Origin of the sequence: Pseudomonas sp. FYR_2, from assembly GCF_043106425.1 — a bacterium.
GTDB classification, from domain to species: Bacteria; Pseudomonadota; Gammaproteobacteria; order Pseudomonadales; family Pseudomonadaceae; genus Aquipseudomonas; species Aquipseudomonas monteilii.
Genome location: NZ_JBICMM010000018.1, coordinates 336,654 through 353,234 on the forward strand (window position 1 = coordinate 336,654; position 16,581 = coordinate 353,234).

The following is a 16,581-nucleotide window of genomic DNA, read 5'->3' on the forward strand; positions in this document are numbered from 1 at the left end:
TTCTCCTCAGGCAGGGGTAGCGCTGGTGGCAATCAGTTGTGGTTGCGGCATGCGCTCTTTGGCAATCAGCCGCTCCAGGATCTTGCGCGACTGCACGCCACCGGCATCGATGTTCAGCTTCAGCAGGTTGCGTTCCGGGTAGGCCAACAGGTTCTGTTGCTGGCGCTCCAGCATCTCCAGGTCTTCGCTGAAGATCTTGCCCTGGCCTTCCCGGATGTTGTCGGTCAGCGCCTGGTCCTGCGCCGCAAAATTGCGCGCCATGCCCCAGAAGTACCAGATCGAGGTGTCGCTCTCTGGCGTGATGAAGTCCACCACGATGCTCGACGCCTTGTGCTGCGCCTGCGCGTGGTAGCCCCCTTTGCCGGCATGCGCCACGCCCACTTCGATCAGCACATGGCTGGGCGGGGTGAAGCGGCAGATCTGCCAGCGGTCCACCGGCACATCGTCTGCCAGCCCGTTGCCACGCAGGGCCATGCGCCAGAAGGGCGGGGCCATGATGTTTTCCATGTGCCGGGCGGTGACCACTTCGTCGCCGGTGACGGTGGTGACGGGCGGTGCCTCGTCGATTTCTTTCTGGCCGATGCTGGAGGCGTGCACGTAGGTTTCGTGGGTGAGGTCCATCAGGTTGTCAATCATCAGGCGGTAGTCGCAACCGATATGGAACAGCCCACCGCCATAGGCCCACTCTTCATTGACGGCCCATTCCAGGTGCGGGATCAGCGCCGGGTCGGCCAGCGCCTGGTCGCCGGGCCAGACCCAGATGAAGCCATAGCGCTCGACGGCGGCGAAGGTTTTGTTGCAGGGAAAGCCCCGTACCCGCTGGCCCGGCATCGACACGGTCTTGCCATCGCAGCCCATCACCAGGCCGTGGTAACCACACACCAGGTTGCCGTCTTCAACGTAACCCAGCGACAACGGCGCACCACGGTGCGGGCAGAAGTCCTCCACGGCGGCCACGCGGTTTTCCTGGGCGCGGTAGAACACGATCTTCTCGCCGCAGATCTGTCGGCCCAAGGGTTTGGTGGCGATTTCGTCGGGGGTGCAGGCTACGTACCAGGTGTTTTTGGGGTACATGGGGGAGGCTCTCCGGGTTTTGTTTTTATTTAATGGATCCATTAGAGCCAGGCCTGCCTTCCTTGGTCAACACAAAAATCTATGAATAACGATGTTATGGGCGATTATCGGATCTATAATGGATCCATAATTGATGGCATACCGCGTTCCCTGTGGGAGCGGGTTCACCCGCGAACACCGGCGTAGCCGGTGCCATACACCGCGTTGCGCCTTCGCAGGTAGTCGCGTATCGCCATTCGGGTGGTGGCGATGACCACGGCCCTCACGACGGATTTCGCATCGAGTGGTGGTATGTCACCGCCAACCTCAAGGACGCCCAGGGGCGCGACTGGGGCGCGCAGTGGACGCTGTTCCGCTCGGCACTGCGCCCCGGCCCAGAAACCGCTGACTGGAACAGCCCGAACCTGTGGATGGGGCATGCGGCTTTGACCGGCCCGGGTGGGCATCAGTCTGGCGAAAGCCTGGCGCGCGGTGGTATCGGCCAGGCCGGCGTGCACGCCCAGCCGTTTCGGGCGTGGATTAATGACTGGGTATTGCAGGGCAACGATGGCATCGAAAGCCTGCGGATGAGCGCCAGTGGTGAAGCGTTCCGCTACGACTTGCGCTTACGCAGTGAGCGGCCCTTGGTGCTGCACGGCGACCAGGGTTACAGCGAAAAATCTGGCAAGGGGCAGGCTTCCTATTATTACAGCCAGCCTTTTTACCGCGTGCACGGGGAGGTGGAGCGTGATGGCCTGTGCATTGCTGTCACTGGTCAGGCCTGGCTGGACCGGGAATGGAGCAGCCAGCCGCTGGCTGCCGGGCAGACGGGATGGGACTGGTTTTCCCTGCATCTGGACAGTGGCGCCAAGCTGATGCTGTTCCAGGTGCGCGAGGCGCAGGGTGAAGCGTATCGCGCCGGCACTTGGGTAGGCCCGCAAGGAGAGGTGGAGGCGCTTCATGGGGAGCAGATCCAGATGCAGGCGCTTGCTTTGGTGACTCAGAAAAATGACAAGCAGGTGCCAACGCGCTGGCGGGTGCAGGTACCAGCGCATGGGGTAGATATACACGTGGATGCAGTGGAACCGCAGGCATGGATGGATACGCGGTTTCCGTATTGGGAAGGGCCGGTGCGGTTGACGGGGAGTGCGGGTGGGCGCGGGTATCTGGAGATGACCGGATACTAGCCTCAGCCCATTCAATCCTTGATCAGGCCCCTTAACACGGTCCGTGCTTCCTCGGTACGCAAACAGTCGATAAACAGCCGGCTCTCCCGCGCCACCGTCGCCTCCAGCTCGGCCCGCTGGCTGTCCTTGAGCAGCCGCTTGCTGATACGCAGCGCCGCCTGCGGGTAGCCTTGCAGCTGCTGCGCAAGCCGCCGGGCGGCGGCCAGGCACTGTTCGCCATCCTCATGCAGCTCGTTGGCCAGCCCCCAGGCCACCATCTGTTCGCCATTGAGCAGTTCATTGCCCAGCAGCAAGCGGGCCGCACGGGCCTGGCCAAGCAAGCGAGGCAGCAGCAGGCTGGAGCCAAACTCCGGGCACACACCCAGTGGCGCGAACGGCATGCGCAGCTTGGTCGAACGGCTGACAAGCACCTGGTCGCAATGCAACAGCAAGGTGGCACCAATGCCGATGGCCGCGCCACTGACTGCCGCGATCAGCGGCTTGTCCAGGCCCATCACCACCCGCATCAGGCGAAATACCGGGCTGTCCAGATCACCGGGCGGGTTGTCGAGAAAATCGCGCAGGTCGTTGCCCGCGGTGAAGCACTGCGGCCCACCGGTGATGATGATTGCCTCCACACCCGGGTCTTCACTGGCCGCCAACAGCAGGTCACCCAGCCGCTGGTACATGGCCGTGTTCAGTGCGTTGAGCTTGTCGGGGCGGTTGAAGGCCAGGGTCAGCAGGCCCTGGTCCAGGTCGCGTGTGATCAGGTCGTTCATGGCAGCCGCTTTTGTTGTTGTGGGCAGGAGAGCCAAGGGTTTATCACGCACGCCGGCTTGTTGTACAGTCGTTCAGTCCAGCCCCCGAACCGAGAGCCGCCCATGAACCAGGAAGCCCGCTACCACCGCATGCTGCCGGAATTGCGCAAAGCCAACCTGGTCGAAGCGACCCTGGTGTGCCTCAAGCGCCATGGCTTCCAGGGGGCTTCGATCCGCAAGATCTCGGCCGAGGCGGGGGTTTCGGTAGGGCTGATCAGCCACCACTACGCCGGCAAGGACGAACTGGTGGCCGAGGCCTACCTGGCGGTTACCGGGCGGGTGATGGGCCTGTTGCGTGAAGCCATGGCCCAGGCCGCGCCCAATGCCCGCGAGCGGTTGTCGGCGTTTTTCCGCGCTTCGTTCTGCGCAGAGTTGCTCGACCCGCAACTGCTTGACGCCTGGCTGGCGTTCTGGGGCGCGGTCAAGACAGCTGATGCAATCAACCAGGTGCACGACCATTCCTATGGCGAGTACCGCAAGGAGCTGAGCCAGCTGCTGGCCTCGCTCGCCGGGGATGAGGGCTGGCAGGGCTTCGATGCCGACCTCGCCGCCATTAGCCTCAGCGCCTTGCTCGACGGCCTGTGGCTGGAGTCGGGGCTCAACCCCGGCACCTTCACGCCCGAGCAGGGCGTGACTATCTGCGAAGCCTGGGTCGATGGCCTGCAAGCCGGTGGTCGGCGCCGTTTCAGCCTGCCCGAGGGCTGTTGATCGCCTGTTCAGTAACGAGTACGCTGCTGGCGCGAGTGTGTAGAACAACACCAATAAAAAGAGACGACACGCAATGACGCCTCGGGTATTGATCGTCGATGACGATCCGCTTATTCGTGACTTGCTGCAGGCCTATCTTTCCCAGGAAGGCTACGACGTACACTGCGCTGATACGGCAGAAAAAGCCGAAGCCTTGCTCGGCAGCCAGGATGTCGACCTGGTGCTGCTGGATATCCGCCTGCCCGGCAAGGACGGCCTCACCCTGACCCGCGAGCTGCGGGTGCGCTCGGAGGTGGGCATCATCCTCATCACAGGGCGCAACGACGACATCGACCGTATCGTTGGCCTGGAATGCGGCGCCGATGACTACGTGATCAAACCGCTCAACCCCCGTGAGCTGGTGTCGCGCGCCAAAAACCTGATCCGCCGCGTGCGCCATGCTCGCGAAGTGCACCCCGTGCCGGCCTGTGCGCAGTCGCTGAAGCAGTTTGCCGACTGGGCGCTGGACACCGACCGCCGCCGCCTGATTGACGCGCGCGGGGGGCAAACCCTGCTCACCCACGGTGAATTCCAGTTGCTCAGCGTGTTTCTGCGCAACAGCGGCCATACCCTCAGCCGTGATCAGTTGATGGACCAGATTCGCAACCGTGAGTGGGTGCCCAACGACCGTTCCATCGACGTGCTGGTCGGCCGCCTGCGGCGCAAGCTGCACGATGACCCGGCCGAGCCGCAACTGATCATCACCATCCACGGTACCGGCTACCTGTTCACTGCCAGCGTGGCAGCATGACCCCCCGCGCCTTGGGGGTGGCGCTGGTGCTGCTCGCCGCGCAGGCCGGTGCGGCCGAGACGGTGCGCTATTGCGACTACCCGGTGTACCCGCCGATCTCCTGGAGCGATGGCCACCAGGTGCGCGGCCTGGCGCCGACCGTAGTGCGCGAGCTGTTCACCCGCATGGGCTACGACGTGCAGACGGTAGTGCTGGGCAACTGGAAGCGCTGCCTGATGGACGCCGCCGCCGGGCGAGTGGACGTGGTATTGGCCTACAACAGCGACCAGCGTGACCAGCGCATGCGTTTTTCCACCGAGCCGGTGGTACGCGAAGAGGTGGCGGTGTTCTACAACCGCCTTCGGCCGGTTCGGTTCCAGCGCGTGGAGGACCTTGCGGGCTACCGTGGCGGGCTGCTGTACGGTGAAAGCTACGGCGCCGAATTCGACCGCTTCGTGGCCCGCCACCAGAACATCGAGCGTGTGTCTTCCAGCCAGCAGAACTTCGGCAAGCTGATCCGTGGGCGCATCGATTATGTGATCCAGGAGCGGCGCACCGGCCAACTGTTCATCGAGCACCTGCCCGGGGCGCAGGATATCCGCGTATTGCCCAGCGCCCTGAGCGTGGACTACCTGCGCGTTGCGGTGTCGCGGCGATCACCCCTGAACCGGCACATGGACGAAATCGACGCGCAGTTGCAGCGTATGAACCAGGCCGGAGAGATCGCGCGCTGGCTGGAGCAGAGTGAAGTCACCTACAGGGACATGATCAACCTGCCGGTGGATGCCCGATGATCCCGCTGCGCGCTGACGGCCTGCTGCGCCGCCTGCTGTTGTTCATCCTGTTGTTCAGCTTGTGCTTCACCGTGCTGGCCAGCGGGGTGCAGCTGTACTTCGAGTACCGCCGCGAGATGCGCGACATTGACGCGCGTATGGCGCTGATCCGTGCCGGCTATCTGGCCAGCCTGGAGCGCAGCTTGTGGGACCTGGACGAGGCGCAGCTGGACACCCAACTGCGCGGCCTGGTGGACTTTTCCGATGTGGCCCGGGTGCGCCTGGTCAGCGACGACTTCCAACTGCAGCGAGGGGCGGCCGAGCCCAAAGGGCCGCTGCGCGTCGAGCGCTTCCCGCTCGACTTTCAGCCCCCTTCGGGGCCTGCCAGGCACCTGGGTGAGCTGGAAGTGACCATTGACCTGGGGGCCGTGCATCAGCGGCTGTATGCCACCGGCTTGACCAGCCTGCTGTGGATGGGCGTGTTTTTGTGCGGGTTGGCGGTGGCGCTGTCGGGGCTTTTCTACCGACTGGTCACCCGCCATCTGCAAGTGATGGCCGAGTTCGCTCGCCGTATTGGCGCCGGCCAGTGGCAGGAGCCGTTGCGGCTGGGCCGTCGCCCTTCATCGCGCCCGGATGAAATCGACACGGTGGCCAATGCCTTGGACGATATGCGCCGCGCCATCCTCAGCGACATCGAGCGCCGCGAGCGTGATCGGCTTGAACTGCAGGACAAGCGCGACGAACTGCAGGCCATGGTCGAGCGGCGTACCGCCAGCCTGGCCCGGGCCAAGGACGAGGCCGAGGCTGCCAACCTGGCCAAGTCGCGCTTTCTGGCGACCATGAGCCATGAGCTGCGTACGCCGCTTAACGGCATTCTGGGCATGGCCGAATTGTTGCGTGGCGGGCGGTTGGAGTTGCCTGACCGTCAGCGCGTCGAGGCCTTGTACAAGGCCGGCGAGGGGCTGCTGGCGATTCTCAACGAGGTGCTGTATTTCGCCCGGCTCGAAGAAGGCGAGAGCCGGGCCGAGCGGGTGGATTTTTCCTTGCGCCAACTGTGCCAGGAAGTGTTGACGCTGCTTGAGCCCATGGCCAAGGACAACGGCGACACGTTGCACCTGCATATCGATGAGCAGCTGGGCGAGTACCAGCACGGTGCCGAGCAGTACCTGCGTCAGGTGCTCAGCAACCTGCTGGCCAATGCCATCAAGTTCACCGAGCACGGCCAGGTGCAGCTTGGGGTGCGGGTGCTTGCCAGTAGCGAACACGCGCAGCGCTTGCGGCTGTCGGTCAGTGACAATGGCATCGGCATCGAGCCCGCCGTGCAGGCGAAAATCTTCGACCGCTTCGTCCAGGCCAGCGAGGCCGTGGCCCGTCGCTATGGCGGCACCGGCCTGGGCCTGGCGATCTGCAAGCACCTGGTGGAAAAACTGGGCGGCAGCATCGGCCTGGACAGCGTGCCGGGGCAGGGCAGTTGCTTCTGGTTCGAGCTCGAAATGGCCCACGGGCAACCCGTGCCGGGCCGGTCACCCGCCATGCCGCCCATGCCCAGCCTGGATATCCTGGTGGTCGAAGACGTGGCACTGAACCGCGAGGTGGCGAGAGGGTTGCTGCTGCGCGATGGCCATCGGGTGAGCTTTGCCGAAGACGCCGGGCAGGCCCTGCAGGTTTGCGCGCAGCTTCGCTTCGACCTGATCCTGCTGGACGTACACTTGCCGGGCATGAGTGGGGTGGAACTGTGCCAGAGGCTGCGTGCCTCACCCGGACCGAACCGCGCCAGCCGGATTCTGGCGCTGACGGCCGGGGTGCAACCGGGGCAGGTATCGGGTTATCTGGCGGCCGGCATGCAGGGGGTATTGGCCAAGCCGTTGCGGTTGGAGACCCTGCGCAAGGCGTTGGCCGAAGTGGCGCCCAGCGAAGGAGGCGGCACTGACGCAGACATGGACTGGTCGCTGCTGGAGACCCACCGTTCGCTGCTGGGTGAGCAGAAACTGCAGGGCTTGCTGAAGGTGCTGCGCCAGTCACTGGAGCAGCACGCCACGGCACTGACCGAGGCGCTGCTGGCCCAGGACGATACCGAAGTGCTGCACCTGGCCCATCGTTTGGCCGGCAGTTGCGACTCCCTGGGCTTTTCTGGCCTGGCGGTGCTATTGCGCTGCCTTGAAGAGGCGGCCCGGCAGCACGACGAACAGGCGTTGAAGGCGCTTGGCGAGCCATTGGCAAGCCAGCTCGGTCAGGCCCGCGCCACCCTGGAGCAGCTGATCCAGGGCTGACGTACAAAAAACTTACGACTTTTTACATCTTCGATCCGTTCGTACAACGGCGCCTTACATCTGTTTCCAATAATCCATGGCAACCGTGCTGTACGCGGTCCATGAGGCTTACTGGAGACAAGAACAATGACATGCCCTAGTGCTCAGCCCTTCCTTCGTACCACCCCGCGCACCGGCCGTAATGGCGAGGTGCACCATGACTGACACCCACGAGAAGATCCAGCTCACCCGCGCACTGAAAAGCCGCCACATCTTCATGTTGTCGCTGGGCGGGGTGATCGGCACCGGCCTGTTCATGGGCTCGGGCGTGACCATCAACCAGGGTGGCCCGGTGGGCGCGATCCTGGCCTACCTGGTGGCAGGCTTGCTGATGTATCTGGTGATGGTCTGCCTGGGTGAGCTGTCGGTGCAGATGCCGGTGTCCGGCTCGTTCCAGGCCCACGCCACCAAGTTCATCGGCCCCGCCACCGGCTTCATGATCGGCTGGGTGTACTGGATGAGCTGGGCCACTACGGTGGGCCTGGAGTTCACCGCCGCCGGCATGCTGATGACCCGCTGGTTTCCCGAGGTGCCGATCTGGTACTGGTCGGCGCTGTTCGTGGTCGTGCTGTTCGGCCTCAACGCCTTGGCCACCCGCGCTTTTGGCGAGGCGGAGTACTGGTTCTCGGGCATCAAGGTGGCGACCATCCTTGGTTTCATTGTCATTGGCTTGTTGGTGATTTTGGGCGCCATCCCGCTGAGCAGCGGGGCACCGGCACCGATGCTGGACAACCTGGTGGGCGAGTCGCTGTTCCCACACGGCCTGTCGGCAGTCTTCGCCGTGATGATGACCGTGGTCTATGCCTTCCAGGGGTGTGAAATCATGGGGGTGGCAGCCGGTGAGACCGAGCACCCGGAAAAGAGCATCCCGCGGGCCGTGCGCAACGTGGTGTTCCGTGTGCTGATCTTTTATGTGCTAGCGATTGCCGTGCTGTCGGCCATCGTGCCGTACGAGCAGGCCGGCTTGATGGAAAGCCCGTTCGTACAGGTGTTCGACATGGTCGGCATCCCTTACGCCGCCGACCTGATGAACTTCGTCATCCTTACCGCCATCCTGTCAGTGGGCAACTCCGGGCTGTATGCGTCCACGCGCATTCTGTGGGCCATGTCCAAGAGCGGCATGGCGCCGAAAAGCCTGTCGCCGCTGAGCAAGCGTGGTGTGCCGCTGCGGGCGCTGAGCATCACCCTGTGCTTTGCGTTGATCTCGTTGATGACCAGCTTCATTGCCGCCGACACCCTGTTCATGGTGCTGATGGCGGTGAGCGGCATGTCCGGCACCGTGACCTGGATCGTCATTGCCCTGGCGCAATACCGCTTCCGCAAAGCCTACCTGCGTGAAGGTGGGCAACTGCAAGGGTTGAAGTACAGGGCGCCGCTGTACCCGTTGGTGCCGCTGCTGTGCATCACCTTGTGCAGTTCGCTGTTTGTGTTCCTGGCGCTGGATGAAACCCAGCGGCCGTCGCTGTACTGGGGCTTTGGCTTCATTGCCCTGTGCTATGCGGCGTACTTCTTTGTCAATCGCCGTCGGCAGGGGGCCTTGGAGGCAAGTGCACCGGGGATTTGATGCCGTAGTCCGTTGGTTGCTGGTGTTCGTCGCAGCATGTTTGTTGCCCGTGAGATCGAGCGCCGCCCGCGCGGCGCATCGCGAGCTACGCTCGCTCCTACGTTTGTTTCGGGCCAGTAACGCCTGTGGCAGGCGCGCGCGACCGCCTCGTTTATACGATGCGATATCGCGCCGTGCGCCAAGGCGTACGCGCGCGAATCCCCCAGGAATAATTGGCCTGAAACAAACGTAGGAGCGAGCGTAGCTCGCGATGCGCCGCGCGGGCGGCGCTCGATTTCACAGTCGGTAAACATGTCGCGGCATGCACAACAAAAACTGAGTTGTGCGAAGTTGTAACAGCCCATCCCGCCTTGCTGAACACTCGTTTAGTATCTCCCTCGTCAGCCCCTCAAATAGACACAACAATACCGAGGCCCACATGACCACCCCGTCGTCGTCTCTGTTGAGCAAGGTCGAAGCCGGCGTTGCCTGGATCACCCTCAACCGCCCCGAGCAGCGCAACGCGCTGGATATCTCCACCCTCAAGCAGCTGCACGCCTTGCTCGACAGCCACAACGGCGACCCGGCCGTACGCGTGGTGGTATTGACCGGCAGCGGCCGCAGCTTCTGCGCCGGTGCCGACCTGGCCGAGTGGGCCGCCGCCGAGGCCGCAGGCACCCTGGAAACCTATGGCTGGACCGAAACCGCCCACGCCCTGATGTTGCGCTTGCACAGCCTCGACAAGCCCACCCTCGCTGCCATCAACGGCACCGCCGTGGGCGGGGGCATGGACCTCAGCCTGTGCTGCGACCTGCGCATAGCCGCCGCCTCGGCGCGCTTCAAGGCCGGTTACACCAGCATGGGCTACAGCCCCGATGCCGGCGCCAGCTGGCACCTGCCTCGGCTGATCGGCAGCGAACAGGCCAAGCGCCTGTTGTTCCTCGATGAACTGTGGGGCGCCGAACGCGCCCTGGCAGCCGGGCTGGTCAGCGAAGTGTGCCCTGACGAACAACTACCCGCCGTAGCCGCCGAACTGGCCGGGCGCCTGGCCAACGGCCCGACCTTTGCCTACGCGCAAACCAAGCGGCTGATCCGCGACGGCGCCCGGCGCACCCTGCCCGAACAGCTGGAAGCCGAGCGCCATGCCGGCCTGCTGTGTGGCCGTAGCCAGGACGGCGCCGAGGCGCTGCAAGCCTCGGTTGAACGTCGCGCCCCCCGTTTCACCGGCCAGTAACCCGATACAGACCCTGACCAGGACCTTCGCAGATGAATTTCCAACTGACCCAAGAACAAGAAATGTTGGTGGAAGCGGTACGCAGCTTTGTTGCTAAAGAGCTGCAGCCCCATGAGGAAGCGGTGGACCGTGCCGATGCCGTGCCCCCGGAACTGGCCGCGCAGATCCGTGGCAAAGCCCTCGCTGCCGGGTTCTACGCCTTCAACATGCCCGAGGAAGTCGGCGGCGGTGGCCTGGACTACCTGTCCCAAGCGCTGATCGAACGCGAGCTGTCCAAGGTGTCCTGGGCGCTGCATGTGTTCGTTGCCCGGCCTTCGAAAATCCTCATGGCCTGTAAAGATGAGCAGATCAACGACTACCTGCTGCCCTGCGTACAGGGCGAGAAAACCGATTGCTTCGCCCTCACCGAGCCGGGGGCCGGCTCTGATGCCAACGCCATCAAGACCCGCGCCGTGCGCCAGGGCGATGACTTTGTCATCAATGGCAGCAAGCACTTCATCAGCCACGCGGGCCATGCCGACTTCGCCATTGTCTTTGCCGTCACCGACACCTACGAGCACAACGGGCGCAAGCGCAACGCGGTCACGGCCTTCCTGGTGGACCGTGGTACGCCGGGCATGACCATCCGCCGTGGCCCCAAGTGCGTGAGCAACCGCGGCTATCACACGTATGAGCTGTTCTTCGACGATTGCCGGGTGCCGGCCAGCAAGGTGCTGGGTGAAGTCGACAAAGGCTGGGAAGTGGCCAACGCCTGGCTCACCGCCGGCCGGGTGATGGTGGCCGCCAACTGCGTAGGCCAGGCCCAGCGGGCCCTCGACCTGTCGCTGCAATGGGCCGCCGACCGCAAGCAGTTCGGCCAGGCCATTGGCAGCTATCAAGGTGTGTCGTTCAAGCTGGCCGACATGGCCACGCAGATCCGCGCTGCGGAAATGCTCACCCTGCACACTGCCTGGAAGATGGACCAGGGCAGCATGACCGATGGCGAGGCCGGCATGGCCAAATTGTTCGCCAGTGAAGTGCTGGGCAAGGTGGCCGACGAAGCCGTGCAGATCTTCGGTGGCATGGGCCTGATGGATGAAGGGCCGGTCGAGCGCATCTGGCGCAATGCGCGCATCGAGCGCATCTGGGAGGGCACCTCGGAAATCCAGCGGCACATCATCGCCCGTGAACTGCTGCGCCCGCTGTTGCGCTGACCGGCCTGGAGAACGCACATGTCGCAATCGATTCGTGACAACCTCAAGCGCCTGCTGGCGCCCCGGCACCTGGCCTTCGTGGGCGGGCGCAGCATGGCGCGGGCGCTCAAGCGTTGCGCTGAAGGGGGCTTTGGCGGCGAGCTGTGGCTGGTCAACCCGCAGCACGAAAGCCTGGAGGGCATCCCTTGCGTAGCGCGTGTGGCCGACTTGCCCTATGCCCCGGACGCGGTGTTCATCGCCACCAACCGCGAGCTGACCTTGCAGTGTGTGGCCGAGTTGGCTGCACGCGGGGCCGGTGGCGCCATCTGCTATGCCTCGGGCTTTGCCGAATGTGGCGAGGAGGGCCGCCAGTTGCAGCAGTGCCTGCTTGATGCTGCTGGCGACATGGCTTTGCTCGGCCCCAACTGTTACGGCCTGCTCGACTACCTGCACGGGGCCGCCCTGTGGCCGGTGGCCCATGGTGGTAAACAGGTGGAAAAGGGTGTGGCGATTCTCACCCAGAGCGGCAACTTTGCCTACAACCTGTCCATGAGCGACCGCTCGCTGCCGGTGGCCTACATGGCCTCGGTCGGTAACCAGGCGCAACTGGGTGTGGCCGAGTTGATGGACGTGTTGCTTGACGACCCACGGGTAACGGCGATCGGCCTGCATCTGGAAGGCCTGAAAAACGTGCCGGGCTTCGCGCGTGCCGCTCACAAAGCGCTGCAAAAGGGCACGCCGATCATTGCCCTGAAAACGGGCGTGTCGCAGATCGGTGCTGAACTGGCGCTCAGCCACACCAGCTCGTTGTCCGGCTCCGATGCCTTGTACGACAGCCTGTTCCAGCGCTTGGGGGTGATCCGTGTCAGTGGCCCGGTCAGCTTTGTCGAAACCCTCAAGGCCGCCGCTTGCGGGCGTCTGCCGGCAGGCGGTGAACTGATCGCGCTGGCCTGCTCAGGCGGCGATGCCGGCCTGATTGCCGACTATGCCGAACGCAACCAGCTGAATCTGCCAAGCCTTCAACAAGAACAGGTGACTGCACTGGCCGACGTGCTGCCAGCCTATGCCAACCTGGTCAACCCGCTGGATTTCACCACGGCCATCTGGGGCGATGAAGCCGCCCTGCAACGCATGCTCGACAGCACGATGAGCGGCGCAGCCGATGCGGCCATGCTGGTGCTGGATTACCCGGCAGCATTTACCGGCGAACGCAAGGAGTGCGACCTGTTGCTGGGGCTGTACTGCGATGCGCTGGAACGCCACGGCAAGATTGGCTTCGTTACCTCGGCCTTCCCGGAGCTGCTACCCGCCAGCGCACGTGAGCGCCTCCATTCACATGGCATCGCTGCCTTGCAGGGTGTGGAGGACGGCTTGGCGGCCTGGGGCCGCATCGTCGGCTACCAACGCAACCGCCAGCGGCTGCTGGAACAGGGCGAGACCGCACAGGTCCCGTTATGCCCGCAGGCGCTCACGGGCGAAAGCCAGTTGCTGGATGAATGGCAATCCAAGCAAGCGCTGCGGGCCTTTGGCTTGCCGGTGCCAGCGGGCGTACTGAGCACGCCCGAGCGTGCCGTGGCAGACGCCGCACGCGTGGGTTACCCGCTGGTGCTGAAGGCCGTCAGCGCGCAGTTGCCACACAAGACCGAAGCCGGTGCGGTGGCGCTGAACCTGCGCGATGCTGCTGCGCTGGAAGCCGCACTGGTGCAGATGCGCCAGCGCATCGCCGCCTACGCCCCGCACGTAGCATTCGACCAGGTACTGCTCGAACCCATGGCCGAGCCGCCGCTGGCCGAGCTGATCGTTGGCATCAAGCGTGAGCACGACTTCGCCCTGGCGCTGGTGATGGGTGCCGGAGGCGTGTTGGTCGAGCTGCTCAAAGACAGTGTCAGCCTGTTGTTGCCCACCACCGACAGCGCCATCCGTGCCGCACTGCTGAATCTGCGCAGCGCCAGCCTACTGCAAGGCTTCCGTGGTCGCCCGGCTGCGGACCTCGACGCCCTGGTTGCAGCCATCCGCGCGGTGGCCGACTACGCCTGCGAAAACGCCGGGCACCTGCTGGAACTGGATGTGAACCCATTGATGGTGGGTGCCCGCGGCACCACTGCGGTCGACGCGTTGATCCGTCTCGGCCAGGCGTAAGGAGAACGACATGAATAACCACAGCATGACTGCCGGTCAGGCGCTGGTACGGCTATTGGCCAATTACGGCGTGCAGACCGTGTTCGGCATCCCCGGCGTGCATACCCTGGAGCTGTACCGTGGCCTGCCGGGCAGTGGCATCCGCCATGTGCTGACGCGCCACGAGCAGGGCGCCGGTTTCATGGCCGACGGCTACGCGCGGGTCAGTGGCAAGCCTGGGGTGTGCTTTGTCATCACCGGCCCCGGCGTGACCAACGCCGCCACCGCCATCGGCCAGGCCTATGCCGACTCCATCCCGATGCTGGTGATTTCCAGCGTCAACCACACCGCCAGCCTGGGCAAGGGTTGGGGCTGCCTGCACGAAACCCAGGACCAGCGCGCCATGACTGCGCCGATCACCGCGTTTTCCGCTGTGGCCCTGCGCGGCGAAGACCTGCCCGAGCTGATCGCCCGCGCCTGGGCCGTGTTCGACAGCGAACGGCCGCGGCCGGTGCACATTTCGGTGCCACTGGACGTGCTGGCCGCGCCGGTAAGCCGCGACTGGAGCAATGAGGTGGTGCGCCGCCCCGGCCGTGGCCAGCCGTGCCGGGAAACCCTCGACCGGGCGGCCCTGAAGCTGGCGGCGGCCAAGCGGCCGATGATCATCGCCGGCGGGGGGGCGCTGCACGCTGCCGAGCCTCTGGCGCAGTTGAGCACGCGCCTGGCGGCACCGGTGTTCACCAGCGTGGCCGGCAAGGGCCTGCTGCCACCGGATGCGCCTCTCAATGCCGGCTCTAGCCTGTGCGTGGAGCCCGGTTGGCAACTCATCAGCGAGGCCGATGTGGTGCTGGCCGTGGGCACCGAAATGGCCGACACCGATTTCTGGCGCGAGCGCCTGCCGATCACGGGTGAACTGCTGCGCGTGGACATCGATCCGCGTAAGTTCAACGACTTCTACCCCTGTGCCATGGCCCTGCACGGCGATGCCCGGCAAACCCTGTGCGGTTTGCTCGACCACCTGCCGGAGCTCGCCCGCGAACCGGCTCAGGCCCACGAAGCCGTGGCCAACCTGCGCCAGGCCATTCGCAACGGGCATGCGCCATTGCAGGCCACGCACCAGGCCATTCTGGACCGCATTGCCGCCGTGCTGCCCGACGATGCGTTCATCAGCAGCGACATGACCCAGCTGGCCTACACCGGCAACTACGCTTTCGCCAGCCGGGCGCCACGCAGCTGGCTGCACCCCACCGGCTACGGCACCCTCGGCTACGGCGTGCCGGCCGGCATCGGCGGCATGCTCGCCACCGATCACCGCCCAGGCCTGGTGCTGGTGGGTGACGGCGGTTTTCTTTACACCGCCCAGGAACTGGCCACTGCGGTCGAAGAACTGGACCGCCCGCTGGTCGTGCTGCTGTGGAACAATGACGCCCTCGGTCAGATCCGTGACGACATGCTCGGCCTGGACATCGAGCCGGTCGGCGTACTGCCGCGCAACCCGGACTTCATCGGCCTGGCCCGCGCCTTTGGTTGCGCAGTGCGCCAGCCGCGAGACCTGGACGCGCTGCAGGCCGACCTGGCCATTGGCTTCGCCACACCTGGCGTGACCTTTATCGAACTCAAACACACCTGTGTGCGCTAAACCGCGCACAACACCCATAACAAGAGAAACCACCATGCCATTTCGCCGTACCCTTCTGGCCGCTTCCCTGGCCCTGCTGATCACTGGCCAGGCTCCGCTGTACGCCGCGCCGCCGCTGTCGATGGACAACGGCACCACCGCCTTGACCGTGCAAAACAGCAACGCCTGGGTCGAAATCAGCGCCAGCGCCCTGCAACACAACATCCGCACCTTGCAGGCCGAACTGGCCGGCAAGTCCAAGCTGTGTGCCGTGCTCAAGGCCGATGCCTATGGCCACGGTGTCGGCCTGGTGATGCCGTCGATCATTGCCCAGGGCGTGCCCTGCGTGGCGGTGGCGAGCAACGAGGAAGCCCGCGTGGTCCGCGCCAGTGGCTTCACCGGGCAACTGGTGCGGGTACGCCTGGCCAGCCTCAGCGAAGTGGAGGACGCCTTGCAGTACGACATGGAAGAACTGGTGGGCAGTGCCGAATTCGCCCGCCAGCTCGACGCCATCGCCGAGCGCCATGGCAAGCCGTTGCGCATCCACCTGGCGCTCAACTCCAGCGGCATGAGCCGCAACGGGGTGGAGATGAGCACCTGGTCCGGCCGTGGCGAAGCGCTGCAGATCACTGACCAGAAACACCTCAAGCTGGTCGCGCTGATGACCCACTTTGCGGTGGAAGACAAGGACGATGTGCGCAAGGGCCTGGCAGCGTTCAACGAGCAGACTGACTGGCTGATCAAGCACGCCAAGCTCGACCGCAGCAAGCTCACCCTGCACGCCGCCAACTCGTTCGCTACGCTGGAGGTGCCGGAGGCACGCCTGGACATGGTGCGCACCGGTGGCGCGCTGTTCGGTGACACGGTACCGAGCCACACCGAGTACCAGCGTGCCATGCAGTTCAAGTCGCGTGTGGCCGCCGTGCACAGCTACCCGGCCGGCAACACCGTCGGCTATGACCGCACCTACACCCTGGCCCGTGATTCGCGGCTGGCCAACATCACCGTTGGTTACTCCGACGGTTACCGTCGGGCGTTTACCAACAAGGGCCATGTGCTGATCAATGGCCACCGCGTACCGGTGGTGGGCAAGGTGTCGATGAACACGCTGATGGTCGATGTCACCGACTTCCCGGATGTGAAAGGGGGCAACGAAGTGGTGCTGTTCGGCAAGCAGGCCGGGGGCGAGATCACCCAGGCCGAAATGGAAGACATCAACGGCGCGTTGCTCGCCGACCTGTACACCGTGTGGGGCAGTTCCAACCCGAAGATCCTCGTCGACTGAACCCGCCATTGAAGG

General features: G+C 64.6%; 13 protein-coding genes. 11 read left to right on the forward strand and 2 right to left on the reverse strand.

All coding sequences use genetic code 11. From position 1 onward, the window contains the following. Window positions 1-6: 6 nt before the first annotated feature. Window positions 7-1,074 carry an aromatic ring-hydroxylating dioxygenase subunit alpha gene (locus ACF8R4_RS09195; protein WP_156867412.1) on the reverse strand — a complete coding sequence of 356 codons (1,068 nt, stop codon included), beginning with the start codon at window positions 1,072-1,074 and terminating at the stop codon, window positions 7-9. Window positions 1,075-1,226: 152 nt separating this feature from the next. Between ACF8R4_RS09195 and ACF8R4_RS09200 the strand changes: the two genes are divergently transcribed. Further along, window positions 1,227-2,240: a lipocalin-like domain-containing protein gene (locus ACF8R4_RS09200; RefSeq protein WP_312827067.1), complete on the forward strand. Its 1,014-nt coding sequence runs from the start codon at window positions 1,227-1,229 to the stop codon at window positions 2,238-2,240. Between the two features lie 11 nt (window positions 2,241-2,251). Here the strand turns inward: ACF8R4_RS09200 and ACF8R4_RS09205 are convergent, their stop codons facing one another. Further along, entirely contained in the window at window positions 2,252-2,998 is a 747-nt protein-coding gene (locus ACF8R4_RS09205; RefSeq protein ID WP_060497144.1) for an enoyl-CoA hydratase-related protein, read from the reverse strand. A gap of 102 nt (window positions 2,999-3,100) precedes the next feature. Between ACF8R4_RS09205 and ACF8R4_RS09210 the strand changes: the two genes are divergently transcribed. From ACF8R4_RS09210 to alr, 10 genes are all read left to right on the forward strand, one after another. Beyond that, window positions 3,101-3,745 carry a TetR family transcriptional regulator C-terminal domain-containing protein gene (locus ACF8R4_RS09210; protein WP_060497143.1) on the forward strand — a complete coding sequence of 215 codons (645 nt, stop codon included), beginning with the start codon at window positions 3,101-3,103 and terminating at the stop codon, window positions 3,743-3,745. 73 nt (window positions 3,746-3,818) lie between these two features. After that, the gene (locus ACF8R4_RS09215; RefSeq protein WP_016715658.1) at window positions 3,819-4,535 is read left to right on the forward strand and encodes a response regulator; all 717 of its coding nucleotides are present in this window, start codon (window positions 3,819-3,821) and stop codon (window positions 4,533-4,535) included. Then, a complete protein-coding gene (locus tag ACF8R4_RS09220) occupies window positions 4,532-5,308 on the forward strand; it encodes an ABC transporter substrate-binding protein (RefSeq protein WP_060497142.1) in 777 nt (258 codons plus the stop codon). The genes ACF8R4_RS09215 and ACF8R4_RS09220 overlap by 4 nt, the downstream gene beginning before the upstream one ends. Beyond that, window positions 5,305-7,557 (forward strand): ATP-binding protein, encoded by a 2,253-nt coding sequence (locus tag ACF8R4_RS09225; RefSeq protein ID WP_392492267.1) that lies wholly within the window; start codon window positions 5,305-5,307, stop codon window positions 7,555-7,557. The genes ACF8R4_RS09220 and ACF8R4_RS09225 overlap by 4 nt, the downstream gene beginning before the upstream one ends. A 196-nt stretch (window positions 7,558-7,753) precedes the next feature. Beyond that, on the forward strand, window positions 7,754-9,160 hold the full coding sequence (locus ACF8R4_RS09230) for an amino acid permease (RefSeq protein WP_392492269.1): 1,407 nt from the start codon (window positions 7,754-7,756) through the stop codon (window positions 9,158-9,160). A 418-nt stretch (window positions 9,161-9,578) separates the two neighbouring features. Next, window positions 9,579-10,373, forward strand: a complete 795-nt coding sequence (locus ACF8R4_RS09235; RefSeq protein WP_104834557.1) for an enoyl-CoA hydratase/isomerase family protein — start codon at window positions 9,579-9,581, stop codon at window positions 10,371-10,373. Between the two features lie 32 nt (window positions 10,374-10,405). Next, window positions 10,406-11,566: an acyl-CoA dehydrogenase family protein gene (locus ACF8R4_RS09240; RefSeq protein WP_060497127.1), complete on the forward strand. Its 1,161-nt coding sequence runs from the start codon at window positions 10,406-10,408 to the stop codon at window positions 11,564-11,566. An 18-nt stretch (window positions 11,567-11,584) separates the two neighbouring features. Beyond that, window positions 11,585-13,684: an acetate--CoA ligase family protein gene (locus tag ACF8R4_RS09245; protein WP_060497126.1), complete on the forward strand. Its 2,100-nt coding sequence runs from the start codon at window positions 11,585-11,587 to the stop codon at window positions 13,682-13,684. A gap of 10 nt (window positions 13,685-13,694) precedes the next feature. Continuing rightward, entirely contained in the window at window positions 13,695-15,302 is a 1,608-nt protein-coding gene (locus tag ACF8R4_RS09250; RefSeq protein WP_104834558.1) for a 5-guanidino-2-oxopentanoate decarboxylase, read from the forward strand. A 34-nt stretch (window positions 15,303-15,336) separates the two neighbouring features. Next, on the forward strand, window positions 15,337-16,566 hold the full coding sequence (gene alr, locus ACF8R4_RS09255; RefSeq protein ID WP_060497124.1) for an alanine racemase: 1,230 nt from the start codon (window positions 15,337-15,339) through the stop codon (window positions 16,564-16,566). Window positions 16,567-16,581 lie beyond the last annotated feature (15 nt).

What these genes read in the sequence shown, in the direction of transcription:
- alr (WP_060497124.1), top strand. Translation starts at nt 15,337, where the DNA reads ATGCCATTTCGCCGTACCCTTCTGGCCGCTTCCCTGGCCCTGCTGATC.
- ACF8R4_RS09230 (WP_392492269.1), top strand. Translation starts at nt 7,754, where the DNA reads ATGACTGACACCCACGAGAAGATCCAGCTCACCCGCGCACTGAAAAGC.
- ACF8R4_RS09205 (WP_060497144.1), bottom strand. Translation starts at nt 2,998, where the DNA reads ATGAACGACCTGATCACACGCGACCTGGACCAGGGCCTGCTGACCCTG.
- ACF8R4_RS09235 (WP_104834557.1), top strand. Translation starts at nt 9,579, where the DNA reads ATGACCACCCCGTCGTCGTCTCTGTTGAGCAAGGTCGAAGCCGGCGTT.
- ACF8R4_RS09240 (WP_060497127.1), top strand. Translation starts at nt 10,406, where the DNA reads ATGAATTTCCAACTGACCCAAGAACAAGAAATGTTGGTGGAAGCGGTA.
- ACF8R4_RS09215 (WP_016715658.1), top strand. Translation starts at nt 3,819, where the DNA reads ATGACGCCTCGGGTATTGATCGTCGATGACGATCCGCTTATTCGTGAC.
- ACF8R4_RS09225 (WP_392492267.1), top strand. Translation starts at nt 5,305, where the DNA reads ATGATCCCGCTGCGCGCTGACGGCCTGCTGCGCCGCCTGCTGTTGTTC.
- ACF8R4_RS09210 (WP_060497143.1), top strand. Translation starts at nt 3,101, where the DNA reads ATGAACCAGGAAGCCCGCTACCACCGCATGCTGCCGGAATTGCGCAAA.
- ACF8R4_RS09220 (WP_060497142.1), top strand. Translation starts at nt 4,532, where the DNA reads ATGACCCCCCGCGCCTTGGGGGTGGCGCTGGTGCTGCTCGCCGCGCAG.
- ACF8R4_RS09195 (WP_156867412.1), bottom strand. Translation starts at nt 1,074, where the DNA reads ATGTACCCCAAAAACACCTGGTACGTAGCCTGCACCCCCGACGAAATC.
- ACF8R4_RS09245 (WP_060497126.1), top strand. Translation starts at nt 11,585, where the DNA reads ATGTCGCAATCGATTCGTGACAACCTCAAGCGCCTGCTGGCGCCCCGG.
- ACF8R4_RS09250 (WP_104834558.1), top strand. Translation starts at nt 13,695, where the DNA reads ATGAATAACCACAGCATGACTGCCGGTCAGGCGCTGGTACGGCTATTG.